24 protein-coding genes are annotated in these 25297 nt (G+C 39.2%); 10 read left to right on the top strand and 14 right to left on the bottom strand.

Going from position 1 to position 25297, the window contains the following annotated elements:
- Positions 1 to 184 precede the first annotated feature (184 nt).
- From ribBA to glmS, 7 genes are read left to right on the top strand one after another with little or no spacing between them, the layout of a single operon-like run.
- Positions 185 to 1306, top strand: a complete 1122-nt coding sequence (ribBA, locus tag M5F03_RS04815; RefSeq protein WP_067765588.1) for a bifunctional 3,4-dihydroxy-2-butanone-4-phosphate synthase/GTP cyclohydrolase II — start codon at positions 185 to 187, stop codon at positions 1304 to 1306.
- 11 nt (positions 1307 to 1317) lie between these two features.
- A complete protein-coding gene (gene ribH / locus M5F03_RS04810; RefSeq protein ID WP_111885509.1) occupies positions 1318 to 1788 on the top strand; it encodes a 6,7-dimethyl-8-ribityllumazine synthase in 471 nt (156 codons plus the stop codon).
- Positions 1789 to 1792: 4 nt separating this feature from the next.
- Positions 1793 to 2242, top strand: a complete 450-nt coding sequence (gene nusB / locus M5F03_RS04805) for a transcription antitermination factor NusB (RefSeq protein WP_180024787.1) — start codon at positions 1793 to 1795, stop codon at positions 2240 to 2242.
- Positions 2243 to 2262: 20 nt separating this feature from the next.
- A complete protein-coding gene (gene thiL, locus M5F03_RS04800; RefSeq protein WP_249707075.1) occupies positions 2263 to 3180 on the top strand; it encodes a thiamine-phosphate kinase in 918 nt (305 codons plus the stop codon).
- Between the two features lie 22 nt (positions 3181 to 3202).
- On the top strand, positions 3203 to 3679 hold the full coding sequence (locus tag M5F03_RS04795; RefSeq protein WP_249707241.1) for a phosphatidylglycerophosphatase A family protein: 477 nt from the start codon (positions 3203 to 3205) through the stop codon (positions 3677 to 3679).
- A gap of 21 nt (positions 3680 to 3700) precedes the next feature.
- Positions 3701 to 5065: a bifunctional UDP-N-acetylglucosamine diphosphorylase/glucosamine-1-phosphate N-acetyltransferase GlmU gene (glmU, locus tag M5F03_RS04790; protein ID WP_249707072.1), complete on the top strand. Its 1365-nt coding sequence runs from the start codon at positions 3701 to 3703 to the stop codon at positions 5063 to 5065.
- 12 nt (positions 5066 to 5077) lie between these two features.
- Positions 5078 to 6916 (top strand): glutamine--fructose-6-phosphate transaminase (isomerizing), encoded by a 1839-nt coding sequence (gene glmS / locus M5F03_RS04785; protein WP_249707070.1) that lies wholly within the window; start codon positions 5078 to 5080, stop codon positions 6914 to 6916.
- 69 nt (positions 6917 to 6985) lie between these two features.
- Here glmS and M5F03_RS04780 read toward each other — a convergent pair whose 3' ends face one another.
- The 14 genes from M5F03_RS04780 to tviB form a co-directional block, all read right to left on the bottom strand.
- A complete protein-coding gene (locus M5F03_RS04780) occupies positions 6986 to 8860 on the bottom strand; it encodes a polysaccharide biosynthesis protein (protein ID WP_249707068.1) in 1875 nt (624 codons plus the stop codon).
- A gap of 127 nt (positions 8861 to 8987) precedes the next feature.
- On the bottom strand, positions 8988 to 10157 hold the full coding sequence (locus tag M5F03_RS04775) for a DegT/DnrJ/EryC1/StrS family aminotransferase (protein ID WP_078194080.1): 1170 nt from the start codon (positions 10155 to 10157) through the stop codon (positions 8988 to 8990).
- Positions 10158 to 10189: 32 nt separating this feature from the next.
- Positions 10190 to 10843 (bottom strand): acetyltransferase, encoded by a 654-nt coding sequence (locus M5F03_RS04770; RefSeq protein WP_249707066.1) that lies wholly within the window; start codon positions 10841 to 10843, stop codon positions 10190 to 10192.
- Positions 10843 to 11451, bottom strand: a complete 609-nt coding sequence (locus tag M5F03_RS04765; protein WP_283773853.1) for a sugar transferase — start codon at positions 11449 to 11451, stop codon at positions 10843 to 10845. Before M5F03_RS04765 ends, M5F03_RS04770 begins: the two co-directional genes overlap by 1 nt.
- 49 nt (positions 11452 to 11500) lie before the next feature.
- Entirely contained in the window at positions 11501 to 12040 is a 540-nt protein-coding gene (locus M5F03_RS04760; RefSeq protein WP_249707053.1) for a serine O-acetyltransferase, read from the bottom strand.
- 32 nt (positions 12041 to 12072) lie between these two features.
- Positions 12073 to 13212: a glycosyltransferase family 4 protein gene (locus M5F03_RS04755; protein WP_249707039.1), complete on the bottom strand. Its 1140-nt coding sequence runs from the start codon at positions 13210 to 13212 to the stop codon at positions 12073 to 12075.
- The gene (locus M5F03_RS04750) at positions 13209 to 14303 is read right to left on the bottom strand and encodes a glycosyltransferase (RefSeq protein ID WP_249707036.1); all 1095 of its coding nucleotides are present in this window, start codon (positions 14301 to 14303) and stop codon (positions 13209 to 13211) included. Before M5F03_RS04750 ends, M5F03_RS04755 begins: the two co-directional genes overlap by 4 nt.
- Positions 14300 to 15418 (bottom strand): glycosyltransferase, encoded by a 1119-nt coding sequence (locus M5F03_RS04745; protein ID WP_249707034.1) that lies wholly within the window; start codon positions 15416 to 15418, stop codon positions 14300 to 14302. Before M5F03_RS04745 ends, M5F03_RS04750 begins: the two co-directional genes overlap by 4 nt.
- A 31-nt stretch (positions 15419 to 15449) precedes the next feature.
- Positions 15450 to 15980: an acyltransferase gene (locus tag M5F03_RS04740; RefSeq protein WP_249707031.1), complete on the bottom strand. Its 531-nt coding sequence runs from the start codon at positions 15978 to 15980 to the stop codon at positions 15450 to 15452.
- A 6-nt stretch (positions 15981 to 15986) separates the two neighbouring features.
- A complete protein-coding gene (locus M5F03_RS04735; protein WP_249707028.1) occupies positions 15987 to 17048 on the bottom strand; it encodes a hypothetical protein in 1062 nt (353 codons plus the stop codon).
- Positions 17049 to 17066: 18 nt separating this feature from the next.
- A complete protein-coding gene (locus M5F03_RS04730) occupies positions 17067 to 17630 on the bottom strand; it encodes an acyltransferase (RefSeq protein ID WP_249707025.1) in 564 nt (187 codons plus the stop codon).
- A gap of 23 nt (positions 17631 to 17653) precedes the next feature.
- Positions 17654 to 18826, bottom strand: coding sequence for an oligosaccharide flippase family protein (locus M5F03_RS04725; RefSeq protein ID WP_249707021.1), 1173 nt, complete (start codon positions 18824 to 18826; stop codon positions 17654 to 17656).
- 10 nt (positions 18827 to 18836) lie between these two features.
- Positions 18837 to 19859: an NAD-dependent epimerase/dehydratase family protein gene (locus tag M5F03_RS04720; RefSeq protein WP_249707019.1), complete on the bottom strand. Its 1023-nt coding sequence runs from the start codon at positions 19857 to 19859 to the stop codon at positions 18837 to 18839.
- A 13-nt stretch (positions 19860 to 19872) separates the two neighbouring features.
- Positions 19873 to 21150, bottom strand: coding sequence for a Vi polysaccharide biosynthesis UDP-N-acetylglucosamine C-6 dehydrogenase TviB (gene tviB / locus M5F03_RS04715; protein ID WP_249707013.1), 1278 nt, complete (start codon positions 21148 to 21150; stop codon positions 19873 to 19875).
- A 415-nt stretch (positions 21151 to 21565) separates the two neighbouring features.
- Here tviB and M5F03_RS04710 point away from each other — a divergent pair, with 415 nt between their 5' ends.
- Genes M5F03_RS04710 through M5F03_RS04700 form a run of 3 tightly spaced genes read left to right on the top strand, consistent with a single transcriptional unit; the run spans position 21566 to position 25252 of the window.
- Positions 21566 to 22621 carry a polysaccharide biosynthesis/export family protein gene (locus M5F03_RS04710; RefSeq protein ID WP_180022948.1) on the top strand — a complete coding sequence of 352 codons (1056 nt, stop codon included), beginning with the start codon at positions 21566 to 21568 and terminating at the stop codon, positions 22619 to 22621.
- Positions 22621 to 23049 carry a low molecular weight protein-tyrosine-phosphatase gene (locus M5F03_RS04705; RefSeq protein ID WP_078194091.1) on the top strand — a complete coding sequence of 143 codons (429 nt, stop codon included), beginning with the start codon at positions 22621 to 22623 and terminating at the stop codon, positions 23047 to 23049. The genes M5F03_RS04710 and M5F03_RS04705 overlap by 1 nt, the downstream gene beginning before the upstream one ends.
- A 16-nt stretch (positions 23050 to 23065) precedes the next feature.
- Positions 23066 to 25252 (top strand): polysaccharide biosynthesis tyrosine autokinase, encoded by a 2187-nt coding sequence (locus M5F03_RS04700; RefSeq protein WP_249706997.1) that lies wholly within the window; start codon positions 23066 to 23068, stop codon positions 25250 to 25252.
- Positions 25253 to 25297: the final 45 nt, after the last annotated feature.

The raw sequence follows: 25297 nt of genomic DNA, 5'->3' as shown, positions 1-25297 counted from the left end.
TTAAAGATTGGACATAAATGGCACAATTCAAATAAAGTCCTCTTTTCAAGGTTCTGAGGACTGTGTATAACAATGAGCCATTAAAGGAAAATGATAAGCATAGGCAAAGAACGCAAAAAAACGTTAGACTATGCAACAATCAATGCAAGTAAATGTCATTCGAGACAAAAAAAGGTGAAGATTGATGCCGCTCAATACTGTTGAAGAGCTCGTAGCTGATATTCGTGCAGGAAAAATGGTCATCCTGATGGATGATGAAGATCGTGAAAATGAAGGCGACCTTGTTATCGCTGCGACCCACGTACGCCCTGAAGATATCAACTTCATGATTACGCATGCGCGTGGTCTTGTGTGCTTAACGCTCAGCAAAGAGCGTTGCCAACAGTTAAATTTACCACTCATGGTTGATGCCAATGGTGCGCAGCACGGTACAAACTTTACCTTGTCTATTGAAGCAGCAAATGGCATTTCAACAGGCATCTCACCTGCTGAACGTGCGCACACCATTCAAACAGCGGTGGCTGCACATGCTAAACCGGCTGATATCGTACAGCCAGGCCATATTTTCCCGCTGATGGCACAGCCTGGTGGTGTCCTTCACCGTGCCGGTCATACTGAAGCAGGCTGTGATTTATCGCGTTTAGCAGGTCTTGAGCCAGCTTCGGTGATTTGTGAAATCATCAATGAAGACGGCACCATGGCACGTCGCCCTGATCTTGAAGTCTTTGCTGAAAAGCATGGCTTAAAAATGGGAACCATTGCAGATCTGATTCACTACCGCATGACCAATGAACAAACGGTTGAACGTCTAGACCAGCAAACACTAGATACAGAATACGGTACATTTGAATTGTTCCGTTACCGTGAAATTGGTAATCCAGACATTCATTTAGCCCTTGTGAAAGGCGAACCAAAGCAAGGCGTGACCACTGTACGTGTACACGGTTTCAGCCCAGTTCGTGACTTATTAAAACTGAATAAACAAGATGGCGCTCCAGCGTGGAATCTCGATAAAGCACTCAAAGAAATCGCATCCAGCGATCGTGGTGTTTTAGTGTGGATTGGTCAGCGTCATTTACAGGACTTAGGCCCTGCTTTAGAAAATTTAACTGCACCGAAAAATGTTAAATCCAATGCAGCACTGTCACAGCAGTACCAAACCATTGGTGTCGGCGCACAAATTTTACGTGATTTAGGCGTGGAAAAAATGAAGCTTCTTAGCTCGCCATTACGCTTTAATGCACTATCAGGTTTTAACTTAGAAGTGGTGGAATACATCACCGCAAATCAAACATCAGAGAAATAATCGAGGTTGCTATGGCAGTTCGCCGTATTGAAGGTATGTTACATCTCGCGAACGAAGACCGTTATGCGATTTTAGTTGGTCGTTTTAATAGCTTTGTTGTTGAACATTTGCTAGAAGGTGCCGTTGATACATTGAAACGTCATGGCGTATCAGAGGATAATATCACTATTGTTCATGCACCGGGTGCTTGGGAACTTCCAGTGGTTGCAAAGAAACTTGCAGCTTCAGATCGTTTCGATGCCATCATCGCGCTTGGCGCAGTGATTCGTGGTAGCACGCCTCACTTCGATTTTGTTGCTGGCGAATGTGCCAAAGGTTTAGGCGTTGTTGGTCTAGACACTGGCTTACCAGTAATTAATGGTGTATTGACTACGGATAGTATTGAACAAGCGATTGAACGCTCAGGTACAAAAGCAGGCAATAAAGGTAGTGAAGCTGCCTTGACTGCTATTGAAATGGTTAACTTGTTAAAGGCTATTTAACGCTATGTCGCAAACACTTCAAGCAACTTATGCAGCAAAACGTAAAGCACGTCGCTTTGCTGTACAAGGAATTTATGAATGGCAAATGAGCCGCAATCCTGTGCATGAGATTGAAGCACGTACGCGTGTGGAAAATGCCATGCACAAGGTCGATCTCGGCTATTACCACGAGTTATTGACCGAGGTTGTTGCCAATCATGAAGCATTGGATGCGCTTTTAATCCCTGTACTCGATCGCGAAGTTGAAGCCTTAGATGGCGTTGAACTTGCAACCCTTCGTTTAGGCTCGTATGAACTCAAAGAACACCTTGAGATTCCTTACCGTGTCGTACTCGATGAAGCGATCGAGTTAGCTAAACATTTTGGCGGTGCAGACAGCCATAAGTACATCAATGGTGTATTGGATCGTTTAGCGACTACATTGCGTGCAGCAGAAAAGCAACAAGCTAATTAATTTATTAAGTAGTACGTTGTATGGCTGAGTTCTCTATCATTGATACCTATTTTAATCGTCACAGCAGTAGTGCTGTCGATTTAGGAGTCGGTGATGACTCAGCCTTGCTCACCCCTCCTCCACAGCAACAATTGGTCATCTGTACCGATACTCTCGTTGCTGGACGTCATTTTCCTCTCGACACCAACCCACATGCTATTGGCTGGAAATCTGTAGCCGTCAACCTTTCTGACATTGCTGCAATGGGCGCCAAACCGCATAGTATTTTACTGGCATTAAGCCTACCCCAAATTGATCATGAATGGCTCAAAGGCTTTAGTCATGGTTTATATGATTGTTGCGATCAATTTGGTGTGAGTTTAATTGGTGGTGATACCACACAAAGTCCTCATCTGACGATTTCAGTCACAGCATTAGGCTGGGTCGATATAGGCAAAGCAGTAACCCGATCAGGCGCTCAAGTTGGTGATTTCATTTGTGTCAGCGGTCAAGTTGGCGATGCTGCGTATGGATTACAGCATTTAGGACACCCACTGCAAAAGCGTTTAGATTATCCAACACCACGTTGCCAACTTGGTCAACAGCTCAAAGGCTTAGCTCATAGCATGATCGATGTCTCTGACGGCTTGGCTCAGGACTTAGGACATATTTTGCATGCCTCTAAAGTGGGTGCAGAAATCGAGTTAGATCAACTTCCTATCGACGACCATGTAAAACAATTACAACAAGAAAAGCAGTGGCAATACGCCCTCGCGGGTGGTGATGACTATGAGTTATGCTTTACAATAAGCCCGCAGAATTATCAAAAACTTCTGCAACTAAAATTAGATGTAAACATTAGTAAAATCGGTCAAATCACCCCAAATTTGGGAATCCGTTATAACAACCACGGTGTGGACCAAGTCATAAAATTTAAGGGATACCAGCATTTTGCATAAGCCAGCCATTAACTTTAAATCCATGTCTTGGTTTAACCGAGTCATCGCCTTTTGTGGCGTGGGATTTGGCTCGGGTCTTGCACCTAAAGCACCGGGCACCTTTGGCTCTGCTTTTGCTTTGTTGTTTATTCCAGGTTGGCTTGCAATCGGCTTTTTCAACTCCATTATAGTCATGATCATCATGTCGATTATTGGGATCTATATTTGCGGTCAAACCGCCAAAGTCATGGGCGTGCATGATGATGGCCGCATCGTATGGGATGAATTTGCCGGTCAGTCCATTACCTTCCTCCCAATTTTATATCTTGGGCAAATGAACTGGACTTGGGCATTGATTGGTTTTGCTTTATTCCGTTTATTTGATGTCTGGAAACCGTGGCCTATTCGTGTCATTGACCGTCAAGTCGGTGGTGGCTTTGGCATCATGTTCGACGACATTATTGCAGGTCTTTGGGCCGCGCTTTGCATCTGTATTTATTTTTATATTTTGTCTATGTAATAGAAACACCTAGGATTAAACATGTCTACTAGCGTTATTATTCTTGCTGCAGGTAAAGGGACACGTATGCGTTCTCGTTTACCCAAAGTATTACAACCACTCGCAGGACAACCTCTACTCGGCCATGTCATCAACACTGCGAAAAAACTAAATGCAGAAGAAATAATTACCATCTATGGGCATGGCGGTGAATTGGTTCAAAACGCGTTTGCACATGAAAATGTCAAATGGGTTGAACAAGCAGAACAATTGGGTACAGGCCATGCAGTCAAAGTGACTCTGCCTGTCTTAGCAAAAACCGGGATTTCTTTGATTCTCTCGGGTGATGTGCCTTGCATCACTGAAGCAACATTACAAAAACTATTAGATGCATCTGCTCAAACAGGTATTGGCTTAGTAACCCTAACGGTTAATGATGCGACAGGTTATGGTCGTATTGTACGTGAAAATGGCAAAATTCAAGCCATTGTTGAACACAAAGATGCCTCTGAAGAACAACGTAAAATCAAAGAATTTAATACCGGTATTTATGCCGTAAGTAATGCTAAATTGCACGAATGGTTGCCCCAATTAAGTAACAACAATGCGCAAGGTGAATATTACCTGACCGATATCGTTGCCATGGCAATTGCTGACGGTCTCGAAGTGGCATCTGTTGAACCTGAACGTGCGTTCGAAGTGGAAGGTGTCAATGACCGCGTACAATTGGCTGCCCTTGAACGTGAATTTCAAGCATTCCAAGCTAAACAACTGATGCAACAAGGCGTTCACCTGATTGATCCTGCACGTTTCGACTTACGTGGCACTTTGACTGTTGGTCAAGATGTCCGTATCGATATTAATGTGATTATTGAAGGTGATGTTGAACTCGGTGATAACGTTGAAATTGGTGCAGGCTGTATCATTAAAAACACCAAGATTGCGGCAGGTACTAAAGTTCAACCGTATAGTGTTTTTGACAGTTCCATTGTTGGTGAAGACGCTCAAATCGGTCCATTTGCACGATTACGCCCTGGCGCAAAATTGGCCAATGAAGTGCATATTGGTAACTTTGTTGAAGTTAAAAATACCACTGTCGGGTTAGGCTCAAAAGCCAACCACTTTACCTATTTAGGTGATGCAGAAGTCGGTGCAGGTTCAAACATTGGCGCAGGCACCATTACCTGCAACTATGATGGCGCAAACAAATTTAAAACCATTATCGGTGACTCAGCCTTCATCGGCTCAAATAGCTCATTAGTCGCTCCTGTCACTATTGGTCATGGTGCAACAGTGGGTGCTGGCTCAACCATTACACGTGACGTGGCAGACAATAGCCTTGCGGTAGAACGTTCGAAGCAATTTGCCAAAGAAAACTATCAACGTCCCCAAAAATTGAAGAAATAAGAGGATTAAATTATGTGCGGTATTGTCGGTGGCGTTGCAGAACGTAGTATTACCAATATTTTAATTGAAGGCTTAAAGCGTCTTGAATATCGTGGCTATGACTCTGCGGGTTTAGCGCTGATTAATAAAGGCCATGTTCTACGTGAACGTCGCGTAGGTAAAGTTGCAAATCTTGAACAAGCCGTTGAAGAAGCAGATATCGCAGGTTCGGTCGGTATTGCACATACGCGCTGGGCAACCCATGGTAAACCGACTGAAAATAATGCCCATCCGCATATTTCAGGCAATGTGGCTGTTGTTCATAACGGTATTATTGAAAACTATCAAGAGCTTAAAGATGATCTTGAAGCGCTTGGTTATATCTTTACATCACAAACCGATACAGAAGTTGTTGCACATTTAGTCAATGACGCTTTACAAAGCACCCCGAGTCTTTTAGAAGCGGTTAAAAGTGTGGTGCCTCAACTCAAAGGTGCTTATGCACTGGGTATCGTACATACCGACCATCCTGATGAATTAATCACGGTGCGTGAAGGTTCACCTCTCGTGATTGGTGTCGGTATTGGCGAGAACTTTATTAGCTCGGATCAATTGGCACTTTTACCAATTACCAACCGTTTTATCTACCTTGAAGAAGGTGATATTGCACGTTTAACTCGTAATACTATTGAAGTATTCGTCGATGGTAAATTAGTGAATCGTCCAATCAAAGAGCTTGATGCGACTGTCAGCAATGCTTCAAAAGGTGAATATAAACACTATATGCTCAAAGAAATTTATGAGCAGCCTGAAGCGATTAAACAAACGATTTCTCAAGCCTTAAATGGTAATGCGCTTCGTGATGATTTCCTTGCCAATGCAGCTCAAGATTTCAGCCAAATTCAACAAGTGCAAATCATCGCTTGTGGTACTAGCTACCATGCCGGCATGATTGCCAAATATTGGTTTGAACAACTGATTGACGTGCCTTGCCAAGTCGAAATTGCCAGTGAATTCCGTTATCGCTCGCCTGTGATTGTGAATAACACACTGTATGTTTGTATTTCTCAATCAGGTGAAACAGCCGATACTTTAGCTGCACTGCGTGATACGCAAAAGCGTGCAGCAGCGAAAAGCTTGAATATCACCACCATGACCATTTGCAACGTGGCAACCTCGTCGATGGTACGTGAAACCAACTACAGTTTGTTGACGCTCGCAGGCCCTGAAATTGGTGTTGCTTCGACCAAAGCATTTACCACACAGCTTGCGGCATTAATGCTATTGGTATTGAAAATTGGTCAAATTAAGCAAAGCATTTCAACTGACCGTGTTTCTGAAATTATTGCAGCGCTTTGGCATACACCGAAAGTGATTTTAGATACTTTACAAAATAATGCTGAGATTCTACGTCTATCGGAATTATTTGTTGAAAAAAATCACTGTCTATTCTTGGGTCGTGGAACTGAGTTCCCTATCGCTCTTGAAGGTGCTTTGAAACTTAAAGAGATTTCATATATCCACGCAGAAGGCTATGCGGCTGGTGAATTAAAACATGGTCCATTGGCACTGGTTGATAATGATATGCCTGTGGTGATTCTAGCTCCACAAGATGACATGTTGGACAAACTCAAATCGAACATGGAAGAAGTGCAAGCACGTGGTGGTGAGTTATTTGTCTTTGCAGATGAAAATAGCGGGATCAAAGCGAAAGATCGTCAACACGTGGTTTATGTGCCAAGTGTGAATGAAATCTTGGCACCAATTGTGTATAGCATTCCAGTACAACTGCTCTCATATCATGTTGCAGTGCTGCGTGGAACAGATGTCGATCAGCCACGTAACTTGGCGAAGTCTGTGACGGTGGAATAATTTAAGGGTATTAAAAAGGGCGCTTAAGCGCCCTTTTTATTCAGTTTTATTTTTCAAAGAATAATGATATTAGTTCACTTTTATTTCTTTGCCACGGATATAACCATCAACATAGAACTCCAATTGCTCCAATGCCCAATTAACATCGGCTTCAATTGCAGTTAAGTTATAAATTCGCTCAAAAATAGGCAGTAATTCCTCAAGCGGATAATGCTTTTCAAATGAGCGAAGAATACGACTATGATCCGTCACTTGAGTATCTTCCTGATCAATCAATAACTCTTCATACAATTTCTCACCAGGCCGTAATCCAGAATAATGAATTGCTATATCACCGATATCCGTTCCTTCTTCACGAACTTTTAAACCGCTTAAAGCGATCATTTGACGTGCTAAATCCTGAATTCGAACAGGATCTCCCATATCTAACAAAAATACATCACCACCTGTGCCGAGAGCTCCAGCCTGAATAACCAATTGTGATGCTTCGGGTATTGTCATGAAGTAACGAGTGACATCAGGATGTGTAACGGTAATCGGGCCACCTTTGGCAATTTGCTGTTTAAATAAAGGTACGACCGAACCTGAAGAACCTAGAACATTACCAAAACGCACAATACTAATTTGTGTTTGATTTTGCGCCTCAGCCATTGCTTGGCAATATAGCTCTGCCATTCGCTTCGAAGCACCCATCACATTGGTTGGGCGGACTGCTTTATCAGTTGAAATCAATACAAAGGTTTCCACGCCTTTTTTAACCGCTGCATTTACACTAAAAGCTGTACCCACAGAGTTATTTTTTAATCCTGCTAAAGGATTACATTCAACTAAGGGGACATGTTTATAAGCTGCTGCATGATAAACGGTTTGCACGTGGTATTGTTCAATGACTCGCTCAAGTTTAGCTTCATCTAATACTGTTCCTAAAATTGGAATAATTTCAATATTACAATTCAGACGTAGCTCTTTATCAATGCTATATAGTGCAAACTCAGTGAGTTCAAATATTACTAATTTTTGCGGGTGGTTTTTAATAATTTGCCGACACAACTCCGACCCAATTGAGCCTCCTGCTCCAGTCACCATGACCACTTTATTATGAATATTTTTAGCGAGCAGCTCAGGAATTGGTGGTACTGGATCGCGACCTAATAAATCAATAATATCGACTTCACGAATATCTGAAATTTGGATATCACCATCTACAAGCTTAGTTAAGCCAGGAATTTCAGTAATTTTGATATGAGCAGGTTCTAAAAATTGAACAATTTCACTTTTACGAGTACGTCCAACTGAAGGAAGCGCAATTAATATCTCATCTATTTTTTCATTATTAAGATGTTTAAGCCCTTGATCAGCACTATAAACTTTTAATCCACCAATAATTTGCCCTGTAAGTGACTCATCATCATCGATAAAAAATAATGGAAAATGCTCATCAGAACGATTTAGCATCGCCGCAATTTGTTGACCTGCGTAACCTGCACCATAAATCACAATTTTTCTTTTGGGCATATTCGTTTGTAAACTCGCTCTCACGATAAAACGAATTGCGCTACGACTAAACCACACCCAAGCAAACATTAAAAAACCAAACATCAATGGAATTGAAGTGGGTATAAATGCATGACTACAATACGCTAAAGCATATAAACCTAAGATTGTTAATCCTGTAGCAATTGCTAAACGAGTAAAAAAAACTTCGTTAAATGTACGAACAATAAAATGATAAAGTCCACAAATGAGTGACATAGCTACAGCAAGAGTACTTACCCAAAGTGAGCCGTATGCGATATTAGGAACAACTTCAGCCCCTAAATTAAATTCACGTAACGCATAACAAAACCAGATGAGAACTGGAAACGCTAAAAAATCTAAAATTACTAAAAATAATTGTTTGGCGTATCGAGGAGAATTCACCAAGGGCATAATGACTGATTTCACAGGATTAGTCTTCTCTATGCTATTTATATAATTGAACTAAAAATGTTTTTAGTCGATCTAGCATTTTTAAACAAATGTAAAAATGTAAGCGAGTTCAATTATTGAGACTCGCCACACAGAAAATGAATTAAATTTTTGAAAGTACACTTTGAATTGCGTGAATTGTTGTACTTAAACTACTTTCACTTAAGGTTGGATGCACAATAAACATCAGACTAGTTTCTCCAAGTTTTTGTGCATTTGGTAAACGCTGTTCAGGGCGCCAAGGCGTTCCATCAAAAGCATGTTCTAAATAAACCTCAGAGCATGAACCACTAAAGCATGGGACACCTTGTGCCGTGATTTCATTCATAATGCGATCACGTGACCAACCTTCAGGTAAATGCTCTGGATTCACTTGAACATAACATTTATATGCTGCATGTACATATTCCTCACTTGGCTGTGAGACAGTTATATATGGTGTTTCAGCAAAGGCTGCATAGATTTTCTGCATGTTTTCATTACGGACCTTGGTCCATTCAGCCATTTTTTTCAACTGAATACGCCCAATGACTGCTTGCATTTCCATCATGCGCCAGTTGGTGCCAAACGAATCATGTAACCAGCGGAAACCTGGCGGGTGCTGCTTGTTATAAATGCTGTCAAAGTTTTTACCATGGTCTTTGTATGACCACATTTTTTTCCATAAGGCTTCGTCATTAGTGGTAACCATGCCGCCTTCACCGCCAGTGGTCATGATCTTATCCTGACAGAAAGACCATGCACCAATATGACCAATAGAACCCGCAGATTTCCCTTTGTATTTTGCGCCGTGTGCCTGTGCACAGTCTTCAATAACATAAATGCCTTTATCGTGCGCTAGCTGCATGATTGGATCCATATCACACATCCAACCCGCCAAATGTACACAGATAATTGCTTTAGTATTTGGTGTTAAAACAGCTTCGATTGTACGTGCAGATATATTTTGCGAATCTAACTCTACATCTGCAAATATAGGGTTTGCACCAGCGGTCACAATAGAGCTTGCAGATGCTAAGAACGTACGTGAAGTCACAATCACGTCATCTCCTGCCCCAATACCCAAAGCTTTTAATGCGACATCTAGTGCCACCGTACCGTTTGCCAAAGCGACGGCATATTGAGTTTCTGCAAAAGCGGCAAATTCTTTTTCAAATTCACGGCATTCTTGACCCGTCCAATAGTTTACTTTATTTGACAGTAATACTTTGGATACAGCATCTGCCTCTTCTTGCGTAAAGCTTGGCCACGGTTCAAATGCAGTATTTAACATATCTATTTCCTAAATTGATTTTTTAAAAATCTTTATTTCTTCTCTAAAATTCGGGCTGGATTACCTACAACAGTAACACCTGCGGGAACACTTTTGGTCACGACTGCGCCCATACCAACCACAGCACCTTTACCAATCACTAATGGTTTATCTGGGGTACCTTGTTTGATCACCGCACCAGTACCAATATAGGCATGATCTTCAATGTGAATATTGCCATTACATTTTACACCTGGGGCAAAAGTAACATAGTCACCAATAACGCAATCATGCGCAACATAGCTATAAATGTTGGCATGGAAGAATTTACCAATTTTAATATTTGAAGTAATACATGTAAAAGGACACAGTAGATTGCCTTCACCTATTTCCACTTCATCTAGAATAACCGTATTCGCCGCTTGAATTTCTAAATGTTGAACATTGTCCTGATTTAAACGAGCCACCAATTTTTCACGTACTAGGCTATTTGCGATTGCAATTGTCACATGTTTATCGGTTTTAGAATCATTGATAAAATCAGTGTAGCTTAGTACTTTATATCCGTTTAAATCTGTATTTGCTTGACCGTCATCAATAAATACAAAATGTTCTTTATTTAATTCAGTAAATTGCGCACGTACTAGAGGCATAACCTCTTTACCAAAGCCGCTTGCACCGTAAACACCAATCAATTTATTCGACATTATTTTTCATCCTTATGTTTCGATCCTGTAAAGCGAGTCATGGTTGCCTCACCTTCTGCACTAATGTCATCTTTAGCAATGACCTTTTGCACAGTTTTCAACATGATTTTAAAGTCCAATACGGTTGACTGGTTTTCGACATACCATGTGTCTAATTTGAATTTTTCTTCCCAGCTAATGGCATTACGTCCATTCACTTGTGCATGACCCGTCATACCTGGACGCACATTATGGCGCTTTGCTTGTTCTTCATTATATAAAGGCAAATATTCCATAAGTAATGGACGTGGGCCAACCACACTCATATCACCTTTTATGACATTCCAAAGCTCTGGCATTTCATCCAAGCTCGTTGAACGCAGCATTTTACCAAATGAGGTCAAGCGCTCACTGTCTGGCAACGGATTACCTTGTTCGTCTACTGCATCTTTCATGGTACGGAATTTAATCATTTCAAATGGCTTACCATTGAGCCCTGGACGAACTTGACGAAACAACACCGGCGAACCTAGATTTTTTTTCACTTTATATGCAACGTATGCATATAAGGGGGAGAGGAGAATAAGTGCAATAGAGGCTATAATAATATCGAGTAAGCGTTTTAACATAAGAATTACCATATTCTAAATAAAGCAAACTTGCTTCTTAACTTTAAAATTACTCACATTCCCACCTTTTATTAACTAAACTTCCTGGATTATTAAAACTTAGTAGTTTGGCATAGTTACCTGCTGCAGTGGCATTTTCAGGAATATCTTTAGTGACCACGCTGCCAGCACCTATGGTGGCATTGCTACCAATTTTGACATGTTCAATGATGCAAACATTTGGTCCAATATAAACATTGTCACCAATTTCCGCTGCTTTACGCCCACTATTGGCACCAATGGTGGTAAATTGCGATAAATTCACATTATTGCCAATCACAGTTGTCGGATTGACGACCAACGGCCCGCCATGACCGATATAGAGACCATAACCAATTTTAGTGCTGGTATGAATATCAATTCCGTACTGCTTTTTTTTATAATAATAAATAGGATAAGCCAGTTTTGCCCACGCGCTTTGAGCGCTGGCTAAACGCAGCCAAAATGAAAAATTAAAACCACGATTGAAAAAATAAGTTTTCAAAAATGTTTTTAAACTGACTTGACCGGTATAACGGTATAAATCACTTTTTATATATTTTAAGGTCATCTGGATCGCCTCTTAAATTGGGTGAATCGCCTTTAATGGATACCCATTTCAGCCAGCATATGCTTATTCACTTGATGCACATCATATTTATTCAGCGCAATTTCCCGCGAACGCTGTCCCATATACTCAATCAGGCTCAAGTCTTCAATAAAGTACTGCATGCTTTGCACCAGCTCATCAACTGATTTCACCGCAACCAAATAACCATTTACACCATTGGTAACGGTTTCACGGCAGCCCGGCGCATCGGTGGTAATCACAGCACGGCCCATTGCCATGGCTTCTAAAACTGTACGCGGCGTACCTTCACGATAGGATGGCAGCACATATACCGAACTGGCAGCAATTGCTGGTCGCACATCTCTCAGTTTACCCCAATATTTGAGGCGACCATCGGCTATCCATTCATCAAGTTCTGTTTGGGTAATAGCCGAAGGATTATCATCAATCCAACCCACCAAATGAAACTCTGTTGATGGGTATTTTGCTTTGATGATCCGTGCAGCTTCGGCATATTCACGTACACCTTTATCACCGAGCAAACGTGCGATCAGCAAGAATGAAGCTTTGACCACGCCAGCATCATCTTTCGGTAAAGGAATGACATCAAAGTCTTGTAAATTCACACCTGAACCATTCACGACTACAGTGGGTTTATCAGCATCAAGCAAATGCATCTCTTGGAACAGTTTGAGGTCATCAGGATTTTGAAAAAAGACTTTGTCACTACGTTTTAATGCTTGCGCATATAAGCCATGCACTAGTTTTTGAAACAGGCTGCGCTTGCCCGATTCGATATTTTGAAAGGCATAACCCAGACCAGTAATTAAAGCAAAACGATGCGGCACTTTCGCCAACCAAGATGCCAACGTACCATAAATGACCGGTTTAATGGTATAGGACAGCACATAGTCAGGCTGAATTTGACGGATCTGCTGATAAAGATGTTTTAACAGTTTTAAATCCGCCAGCGGATTAGTGCCTGTGCGCTGCATGGGAATTTCATGCAGCCGATAGCCAAGCGCTTGCAGCTTTTGCTGTTCTTCAGGGAATAATGCGAACTCAGGCGCCATAATATGAATTTCATAGCCTTGTGCATGAATGGCTTCCAGCAGTTTCCCGCGGAAATTTAAAACAGAAGGCAGAAAACTGCTGATCATTAGAAATTTCAACGGCTTTGCTCCCAAACTTGCATATATTGTTGACTCACTTTCTCAATACTGAAATGTGCTTCTACACGCTCACGCACGGCTTGTTTCAACTGCAATTTTTCATCATTGCTTTGCTGTACATAATTTAAAATTGCTTGCGCCAATGCAGCCGAATTACGAGGCGGTACAATTTCGCCAAGCTCTTGCACAATATATTGCGCATCACCTACATCGGTGCTGATACAGGGCAAACCCGATGCCATTGCTTCTACCAAGACATTCGGAAAACCTTCAGTAATTGAAGTCATGAGAAATGCATCAATGGATTGATAAAAAGCCGGCATATCTGAGATTTGATCCAGTAAATGGACTTTTTCAGCGTCTAATTGATACTGATCAAATAGAGCTTTTACTTCCGCATTATCTAAACTCGCCCCATTGCCGGCAATTTTAAACACGATATTTTGATCTTTCAGCAAACCCATGGTTTCAAATAAATACGGATAACCTTTTGCCGTATGATAACGTCCTGCAAAACCAATTACAGTTGGCTGATGTAATTCAGGATTCGGCTGAAATTTATCGAGGAATACCCCATTGGCGATCACTTTGCTATTTGGGTTTTGAAAGCCAAACGCTTGGTGCTGTTGCAATGAAGAATGCGCACAATAAATCACGCTGTTCGGTTGTTTTGATAAAATTTTACTTAAACCTAAAGCAATCTTGGTACTGATCGATTCATCTTTCGGTGAAGCAAGCGAGTGATGAATGCCCCACACGATTTTCGGTTTTTTAGCTAAGCCAATGCCGCTCAAACTGGTTAAGGCATTGGCATGGTACATCCAGCATTGCACGGTTTGCGGTTGTAACTGTTTCAGCAATTTACGTAATTTTTGAATGGTACTCAAGGTATTGATGCCATTCCAGCCTAAGGCATAATGTGACTGACAACGATCGAGCGTGCTTTGATAGATGCTCGATGTTTTCATCAAACTGATGATCACATGCTGATACTGATCTTCAGTACATTGAATCAGGCGTGCCAGCATCATCTCTGCACCGCCGACCCCTGCAAAGTTGGTGATTACATGTACCATCAACGGTTTGCTCATGTTGCAGACTCCATCATGTTTAAGTACTGCTTTAATACCGTTGCTTTGTGGAATTGCTGAATATGCGCTTCAAAATCAGCTTCTGAATAATGTACATAATCGGCAAAAATTGCCTGTTGCATGGCTTGCGTCAAACCTGCCTGGTCATTGCATTCGACCAATAAGCCAAATTTAGCATGGTCTAAAATTTCCATAGGACCACTTGGGCAATCTGTACTGACCACCTTCACCTTAGAAGCAAGTGCCTGAATCAGTACACCCGGTAAACCTTCCCAATTTGAGCTTAAAACAAATAGAGACGCATATTTAAAATAGGCATACGGGTTTGAATCAAAGCCCGGTAAATCTACGACATCTTTTAAGCCTAAGTCCGATACCAAAGCTTCAAATTCAGCACGCAGTTCACCCTCACCTAAAATAATTAGACGGGTTTCAGAATGCTGATCATATAAGGCTTTAAAAGAATGGATCAGAAAGCCAAAGTTTTTCGCTTCAGTCAGGCGACCTACCGCTAAAATCACTTTATTGTCATTATTAAAAAAGCGATGCGTGACGGGCACTTTCAGTTTTTCAAAATAGGCATCATCTAGCACAGGGTTATAAATGGTGCTCAGATTATTTTTTTTATAGCTGTAGTATTCACGAAAATCTGCTTCAACCCCTTTGGAGACACAGACCACTTGCTGTGCCATGGGATAAGTCCAATTCACCAACGTTTTTAAAATAAATTTACTAACACCTTGCAATTTCAAATTTTTAGATGGTGTCGACACTTCACGGAAAATTAATGCTGTTTTAACACCTGCCAATTTTTTAGCAATACCTGCAACAATATTGGTATGGGTTTGTGTTGCCACCAAACAATCATACTGTTCAGCTTTCAGCTTCATTTTTAACGGTGTGATGCTATTCATCACTCGACCGCAATTAAAATTCACCAATTCAATTTTCGGGCTGACTTCAAGTAAAAGTTTGGATTTTTCACCAGTAACATCACACACGCCTAAATGAATATTTAAGCCCTGCTCGGCAAAGCTATTGGCGAGTTGAATGACTGTACGTTCTGCACCGCCACCGCCCAAACTTGGCAAAAAGAATATGACTTTATTCAACATAATCAGACCTAAAATTTAAAATGGGAGAATACTAATGCAGAGTTTTTGAAGCTTGAATCTTTATCGCACGTTCAACCCGCTCACAGTAATCTGTGATACCTGCGAGCTCACTATCACTAGCACAGGTGCTTTGAATTTTGGATTGATAGTCTGTAAAACTTGAAACCACTTTGGCTGGCACTCCAATAGCCACACTATTGTCTGGAATATCTTTTGTGACCACAGAACCTGCACCAATGACCACATTGGAACCAATGCTCACTCCAGGCATGACAATTGTATTTACACCAATAAATACATGAGAACCAACTTGAATCGGGGCAAACCGTTGATAGCGTTTGCCTTGCGAATCTTTCACCAAACAGGTGCTGCCATCATGGGTGATAAATTTCACGCCTGAAGTTACAGTAACATGATCACCAATGGAAATTAAAAAAGGTTCAGAGCCCCAGTTTTTAATATAAATTCTACAATTCTCCCCAAGTTTTACTCCTTTGTATCTTGCAAAAGCAATACTCCCTTTAAATATAAAATATATTAAATCAAATAAAAAAGTTAGCATATAAAATTAATCCCTTATACTCAGTGTTTTATATTTTATTAAATGAAAAATATAAAACAATATTGGAATATATATAAATGGAAGCACAATAGATGCTTGCCTAAATCCGACTCCAACCTCTGTACTATATATAAAAACATATAATAGTATAAAAAAAATCATAGGAACTACTGGAACAAAAAGTGTAAATTTACTTCTTATTAAGACAAAAATATTTATACACATTGCAAATATACAGACAAAGAAAGACACCTTAAACCAAAATATTAAATAAGCAGGCAACATAGGGTCAATTGAAAATGGTAAAGGAGAAAAAAATAAAACCAAAGTTTCATTAATAAAATTAGAAAAATTAGAAAAATTAATTCTACCTAAATTTCTAAATATTATTCCAAAAGCAATATAATCAAAAAAAACAATGATTGCAAAGGATGCAAAAATATATTTAAAAATAGAAAGAATATTTTTTCCTTTCAATTGATCAATCAAAATATATAAAAGCATACACAAAACTACATTCACACGATACACAGACAAGATTAGTAAAAATAATAATAATAAATAGTAGTTATTTTTTTTATATAAATATAGAACAATTGATAGTAGGGAGAATATTGAAATATCTCTCATTAGAGAAAAGTTAAGATAATAAAAAACAGGGTATAAAAAAACTAAAACAGAAGCAAATTTAATACTTTTTATGCTTATAAACTTATATTCCAAGCTCAAATATTTTGAAAAAAAGTATACACCAATACAAAAAATAAAATTGTGATACATAGACCAAAAAAACATTGAGTCATTAGAAAGAAACCTGATAAATGCAAGCACAAAGTAATGCCCAAAATGTACACTTTGAGAATAGTTATAATAGTTTTCAAAAACATATATCAAGCCATATGCCTTGAAATCCATTATTATCCGGTTTGTCGCTTCCAAAAAACGCAATTCATCATAAGGTGTTACTAGAAAATCACCAACTAAACCTGTTCCATATAAATAGAAAGACCAAGTTGAATAAATAATAAAAAAACCCATGCAAAGAAAAGCATTTTTATTAATTTTCATTTTAAAGTAAGCCCCGAATTATTTAATTTTCTTAACAGGAACACCAACATAAATTCCTTTTTGATCAATATTTTTAGATACCAAAGAACAAGCACCGATTATTGTATCATCCACTATATTTACGCCATCAAGAACCGTAACCCTAGCACCTAACCAAACATTTTCACCAATTACGACACCCAACTTGGTAATTGCATCTTTAATTAAAACATTTGGATCATCAAATTTATGATTACTCGCAATAATTATAGATTGAGTACCTATTCGAGTATTATCATCAATTTTTAAACCACCACACCCATTTAGAAAAGATTTTGAATTAATACTAACATCTTTGCCAATTTTAATTTTCCCACCAAAACACTTGATGTAACTGTTTTCACCAATAAAACTATTATCGCCTATCTCTAAAACTGCATTTGACTCAACAATTAAATTGACATGATCACCAATATAAACATTCTTTCCGATCTTGACCTGACCACTTATTTCAATACTACAATTTTTTCCAAAGTAGCGAAATTTAGTGCGAAAAGCTATATTATAAAATTGCTTTCGACATTGTGCAGTTATCCAATTCATCAGTTTTAACAATTTAAAAAACATCAGTTTTTTATTCTCCACACAACCATTAAAATGGCAAAGTTATAAAAAATCAGCGCTATCGGCACTGCTAATAACATATAAATTTTATTATCCAAGCACAGATATAGCCCAACGAATAACGCAAATTTAATGAGCAATTCTACGATTTGTAGTTTAAATAAAACTTGGCTATTTCGCTTTGCGATTAAATAGGCTGAAATTGGTGGGTTACAAAACACAGCCCAATATCCCAAAGCTAATATTTGGAAATAAGTCGAAATGCCAACCCATTCTGATCCAAAAACCCATAAATAAAGTGGTTCTGGCAAGATAAAGAAAATTGCAAATAATGGCAGTGACACAAAACTCAATAAGACGCTACTTTTCAGTGCAGCTTGATTGGATTTTGTATCTTTAAATTTACGAATAAAATATTGACGTAAAGTTTGTGAAATCAAATTGATAGGCACACGTAGTGTTCGTTCAACAATGGCATAGAAACCTATTGCCTGCACACCCACAAAATGCGACACCACATAGTACGGCAAATTATGTGAAAAACTATTCAGTAATGCATGTGGCGTATTGGAATAAATAAAATCTTGATAATTTTTAAATGCCTGCCAACTGACCTGATAGAGCTGATATTTCAATATGTAGATCAGCATTGCCACAATCATTAGGATTGAACTAATATTATAGCTATTAACCAAACTAATATGTATAAATAGCGGTAAACTTAACTGCACCACTACAACAATCGCGCTCCTAAAAATATTTAAGCCTGCACAAAAGTATTCTTTATGTGCTGCGAATTTATAATTATAAATACTTTGAAGTAAAGTGTTAGCAAGTACACCTGAAGCTACAGCAAATGCCATTTCAACATTTAGAATCAAACTAATGACAATACCACTGATGATTGCAATAGCCGTTGAAAAAACTGCACCCTCAAAAATCAGGCTTTTTTTATCCGAGTCATCTGCCACTAAAATCGCTTGATCCAAACGTAAATTAGCAATGGTTGATAATACACTGACTATCGCCAAGGCAACTCCGTATGCACCAAAGTCGGCAACCGAATAGAGGCGTGTTAAAACAGGAAGGGCGATAAAAGTAATTATCGCACCTGCCAGTAAACTCAACGTAATCAGTCCAATTGACTGATATTTTGCGAACAATTTCGCAATCATCTGGTTAAAATCATTTTAAATTATTGACGTACCAACGCATGGATAATTGTATGCCTTCGGCAATTTTAAACTGCGGTAGATAACCTAAACCATGTTCAATTTTTGCAATACTGGCTTGTGAATGACGTACATCACCTGCTCGGAACTCACGGTATATAGGGTCACGCTCAAAGTTGACATCATTAGTTGCAAGCGCCACCTGAATGGCACGATACAAATCATTTAAGGTAGTACGATCACCCACAGCCACGTTATACACTTGATTTTTGGCTTCATCTGATGCAGTCGCTGCCAAGATATTGGCTTGGACAGTATTATCAATAAAGCAGAAATCACGGCTTGTTTCACCGTCACCGTTAATGTACACATCCTCACCAGCGATCATCGAGGCTGTCCATTTTGGAATAACTGCTGCATAGGCACCATTCGGATCTTGACGCTTGCCGAAAACATTGAAGTAACGCAGGCCAATGGTTTTAAAACCATAAGTCCGTGCAAATACTTCAGCATACAGCTCATTAACATATTTGGTCACAGCATAAGGCGACAATGGATTACCAATGTTTTCCTCAACTTTTGGCAACCCAGGATGATCACCATACGTCGAACTACTGGCTGCATACGTAAAACTAGACACATGAGCATCGCGTGCAGCAGTCAACATATTCAAAAAACCGCTAATATTGGTGTCATTGGTGGTAATTGGATCAGCAATCGAACGTGGTACAGAGCCTAAAGCAGCTTCATGCAGCACATAATCCACACCTACACAGGCTTTTTGGCAGTCTTCAAATTTGCGAATATCACCTTCAATGAATCTGAATTTCGCCCATTGCTCCGCAGTGACCAAGCTTTGCACTTCATCAAGGTTATGCTGATGACCCGTGGCAAAGTTATCCAAACCCACCACAGTTTGGTTGAGCTTAAGTAAAGTCTCTAAAAGGTTTGAGCCAATAAAACCAGCCACACCAGTTACAAGCCATGTTTTAGGCGCTGTTTTTAGGTTTTCACATACCTGTTGATATTGATTCATGATGGTATGCTCCTTACAAACGTAGATCAGATTCAGCTTGAGATAACACGTACTTCAAGTCATAGAGCACATGATCTTCTTTACCCAACGCACGGATCGTCTCTACACCCATGTCTTTAAATTGTTCATGCGCGACTGCCAAAATCACAGCATCATATTCACCTTGTGCAGGTGCTTGTACAGGCCGAATTCCATATTCATGTTCAGCTTCAGCGGCATCTACCCAAGGGTCATATACATCAACATTGACATGATATTCCTGCAGTTCTTTCACAATATCAATGATGCGGGTATTACGGATATCAGGGCAATTTTCTTTAAAACTTAAGCCTAAAATTAAGACTTTGGCCTCTTCTACTTGAATGCGTTTTTTCAGCATGGCTTTAACCAGCTGAGTAACCACATAAGCACCCATACCATCATTTAAGCGGCGGCCCGCTAAAATAATTTCAGGGTTATAGCCAATTGCTTGCGCCTTATGAGTCAAGTAGTACGGGTCAACACCGATACAGTGACCACCAACTAAACCCGGACGGAATGGAAGGAAGTTCCATTTGGTACCTGCTGCTTGTAATACCGCTTCAGTATCAATGCCCATTTTATTGAAAATCAATGCCAATTCATTAATTAAGGCAATATTCACATCACGCTGGGTGTTTTCAATCACCTTCGCTGCTTCTGCAACCTTAATGCTGGCTGCTTTATGCGTGCCTGCTTCAATAATCAGGTTATAGACTTGATCAACATAATCAGCGACTTCAGGTGTTGAACCTGAGGTGATTTTTAAAATATTGGTGACGCGGTGTAGTTTATCGCCCGGGTTAATACGCTCAGGGCTATAGCCTGCAAAGAAATCTTGATTGAATATTAAGCCTGAGTTTTTCTCTAAAACAGGAATACAGACTTCTTCAGTTGCACCTGGATATACCGTTGATTCGTACACCACGATATCACCCTTTTTCAACACTTTTGCAATGCTTTCTGAAGCTTTAACCAATGGAGTTAAATCCGGCTGCTTAAATTCATCAATTGGCGTTGGAACGGTAACAATAAAGAAGTTACAACTTTTTAAAGTATCCAAATCAGCTGAAAATTGTAAATATTCTGCTTTTTTTAATTCTTCAGGTGAAACTTCTAAAGTGTGATCTTGACCACTTCTTAATTCATCGATTCTTTTTTGATGGATATCAAAACCAATAACTGGGTTTTTTTTACCAAATTCAACAGCTAAAGGTAAACCTACATAGCCCAACCCAATAACTGCTATTTTTAGTTCCGAGAGTTGCAACATTCCAGAGCCTTATAATTTATGATTTAATCATGTGAAAAACGCCTCATAATATAGCAGAAATTGCCCTTATATTTTTCTGGAATTATTATTTTTCGTAATCAAAAATTATAACTGCAAAATTCAACGTTTATTTTTTATCCAATATATTAATATTTGATTTTTAACACCAATTTCCTAAATGAATTTATTATTTATTGATTAACAAATATGTGTTTTATTTCACACAATAATCATTACACTGTAGCAACACATTTTGACAGCAAATCCTAGGATGTTTACTTTACATAGTATAAAATGCTGCGTTATATATTTTAAAAATCAGGCGATTGCCTTTTTTACAATTCAATTATTTTTATAAGTAGGATTTCGAGTGAGTTACTATCGTTATAGCTTCTTGTTAGCACTCAGTTTAGGTATGACGGGTTGTGCAATCACATCAGGTCTTCAAACATATGATTTACCAAAAGAAGGTGTTTTCCAAACAGATCTAGGTTCAACTGTAAATGTCATCAAATTATCACAAGACAATTTAGCAGCCGTTCAACCCGCACAGATTAATCAACAAAATTTTGCTCACCTTTTCAATCAACAACAACAACAATATCGATTAAATTCTGGTGATATTTTATCCATTTATTTATGGGCATATCCGGAAATAACGCCACCTACAAATACCATTAGTAATGAAGAGGCGATAAAATCAAACGGTTACCAAATCGACCAAAATGGTTATATTCAATTCCCTATTATTGGCCGATATAAAGCTGCCGGAAAATCCCTAACAAAAGTTAATCAGGAGTTACGTAGCCAACTTGCCCGCTATTTAAAAACCCCAGATGTGATTGTTCGCGTTCTTTCCTACCAAGGCCAGCGTTATTCTGTCCAAGGTAATGTAATGAAAGGTGGTCAATTTAATCTCACCGACCAACCTACAAGCGTATATACTGCACTTGGTCTTGCTGGCGGTGTGAATACGCAATTTGGCGATAATACGTCTATTACCTTGGTACGCCAAGGACAAACTTACAACTTAAATAGCATTCAGTTAGAAAAGGCTGGCTATTCACTACATAATCTACTCATACAGCCTAACGATACAATTTATGTCAATTCACGCGAAAATCAGAAAATTTATGTAATGGGTGAATCTGGTAAAAATCAATCCCTACCAATGCGTGATCAAGGAATGAGTTTAAGTGATGTCTTGGGCGAAAGTCTTGGGGTAAACTCGCTTTCTGCAAGTCGAGGTAAAATCTACGTAGTACGTAGTGATATGAATAGTCCGATGACCGAAATTTATCATTTGGATTTAACCAGTATTGGTGACTTTGGACTCGCAAACCAGTTCAGAATGCGTAGCAACGATATTGTATATGTTGATGCATCTGGCTTGGCACGTTGGCAGCGCGTGATCAATCAGGTGATTCCTTTCTCAAATATGATCTATAACATCGACAGAATGGGTCAATAATGTTATTTAAAAATATTCTGGTGGTGTGTGTAGGTAATATTTGCCGAAGTCCTATGGCAGAATATCTTCTGAAAAAGAATCATCCCGATCTGAATATTTATTCAGCGGGAATCTCAGGCATGGTTGGACATCCAGCAGATGAAAAAGCTCAACACTGTATGCAAAAAATTGGCATCGATATGAGTGGACACATTGCGCAAAAATTAAATGCTGAACTGATCAAGAAATCAGATTTAATTTTAGTCATGAGTTCAAATCAACAAAAGCATATTGAACAAACATGGCCATTTGCAAAAGGAAAGACTTTTCGTTTAGGCCATTGGCAAGGTAAAAATGTGCCTGACCCATATCAGCACGATCAAGCTTTTTTTGACCAGACCTCAGAACTGATCCAATCTTGCATTGCAGATTGGACTAAACAAATTTAACTTTTGATGTACGATTATGAGCCAAAATACCAATACAGAAGATACAATTGATTTAAAGGAATTATTTTTCTCTCTGATTGCACAGTGGAAGTTAATTGCTCTATGTGTAATTTTAAGTCTTGTTTGTGCTTTACTTTATTTAAGAACCACCCCCGACACTTATGCAGTCAATGCTTTAGTACAGGTCGAAGAGAATAAAGGGGCTTCTGCTGCCTTATTAGGTGATCTTTCTAATATGATTGATCAAAAACAACCAGCGCAAGCAGAAATTGAAATTCTTAAATCACGTTTAGTTCTAGGCACCGTGATTCAAAACTTACATCTAGATTTAAAAATTTCGGGTACTGAAAACTCTTTCACTGATCGCTTATTTTCACCGCATGAATATGCCACCGAATATAAAAATAAATCTGTCATTTTCAAAGATAATGAGAAAAGTTTTGAAATACGCCAATTTGATATTCCTGCACAATATCGTGACAAGAACCTTGGTCTCCAATTTCAAGATAATAAATTTTCTTTAATTGACCTCCAGACTGAACAAACAATTTTAACAGCACCATTGAACCAAAAAAGCTCTTTGCGTACAGCAGAAGGTCTTTGGGAAATCTCAATTTATAGCAAAGATCAATTCAAAGATGACTATTTAATTCAAAAACAGTCTTTACCTGCTGCAGTTGACAGTATTTTGGCAAATTATTCTGTTGCTGAAAAAGGTAAAATGACGGGCGTGCTTGGCCTTAACTATCAAGGCCAAGATAAAGAACATATTACAAAAGTTTTAAATGCCATTTTAGCAGCCTACAGCCATCAAAATATTGAAAGACGTTCGGCTGAAAGTGCACAAACATTAAAATTCCTAGACGAACAACTCCCTGAATTAAAACAGCAGCTTGATGTCGCAGAACGTGAATTTAACAAATTCCGTCAAGAGTTTAATACCGTCGATGTAACCAAAGAATCTGAACTATATTTAACTCAAAGCGTCACTCTTGAAACTCAAAAAGCTGAATTAGAGCAAAAAGTTGCTGAAGCTTCTGCGAAGTACACTAGTGAACATCCAGTGATGCAGCAAATGAATGCCCAATTAGGTGCAATCAATAGCAAAATTGGTGAACTAAATACCACCTTAAAAAAATTACCAGACTTACAACGTCGTTATTTACAGCTCTATCGTGAAGTTGAAGTGAAACAACAACTTTATACAGCGTTGTTGAATTCTTACCAACAGCTTCGTATTGCCAAAGCTGGTGAAATTGGTAATGTCCGTATTGTGGATACTGCTGTAGAACCAATTCAACCGATTGCACCAAAAAAACTACAAATCTTGATACTTTCAATTTTTCTCGGTGGTTTCCTCGGTACATTACTTGCACTACTACGTAACATGCTACGCTCAGGAATCAAAGATTCTTCAGAAATTGAGAACACCCTTGATCTTCCGGTTTATGCCACTGTGCCACGTTCCCCTGTTCAAGAAAGCCGTATTAAACTCTTGAAGAAGAAGAAAACAATTCCAGTTCTTGCAGTTAAAAATAGCGATGATATTGCAATTGAAAGCCTGCGCAGTATGCGTACTGCCATTCACTTTGCACTGACATCTGCAAAAAATAATCTGATCATGATTTCAGGGCCTGCACCAGAAGTCGGTAAATCTTTTGTTTCAACGAACTTAGCGACTATTTTGGCGCAGAGTGATAAGCGCGTACTGATTGTTGATGCCGATATGCGTCGTGGTTACTTAAATAAATACTTCAATCAAGACAATCAACCTGGTCTTGCAGAGTTTTTAAATGGGCAAAGTGGCATTGACAGTATTGTTAAAACAACAGAAATTCCAAATTTAAGTGTCGTAACTCGGGGTAAGAGCCCTTCTAATCCATCTGAACTTTTAAGCTCTGGGAAATTCAAAGAATTCTTAGATTTAATTTCACCGATGTTTGATCATGTGATCATTGATACCCCTCCTGTACTTGCGGTGACAGACGGTATCATTATTTCGCAATTTGCTGGCGTGAATTTGGTGATTGCTCGTTATGCGAAAACGCAGTTGAAAGAGTTAGAGTTAACCGTTAACCGCTTTGAACAAGTGGGTGTGAAGGTCAATGGTATTATTCTAAACGACATTCAACGTAGCTCAGCAGGCTATGGTTATGGCTATAACTATTCCTATGGTTATAAAGCTTCAAAAGACCAAGACTGATTCAGCGCGTTGTAAAAAAAGCCACCGAATACGGTGGCTTTTTTA

It is taken from the genome of Acinetobacter amyesii, from assembly GCF_023499985.1.
In the GTDB taxonomy this organism is placed as follows: domain Bacteria; phylum Pseudomonadota; class Gammaproteobacteria; order Pseudomonadales; family Moraxellaceae; genus Acinetobacter; species Acinetobacter amyesii.
This window is presented reverse-complemented; position numbering and strand designations above follow the sequence as displayed.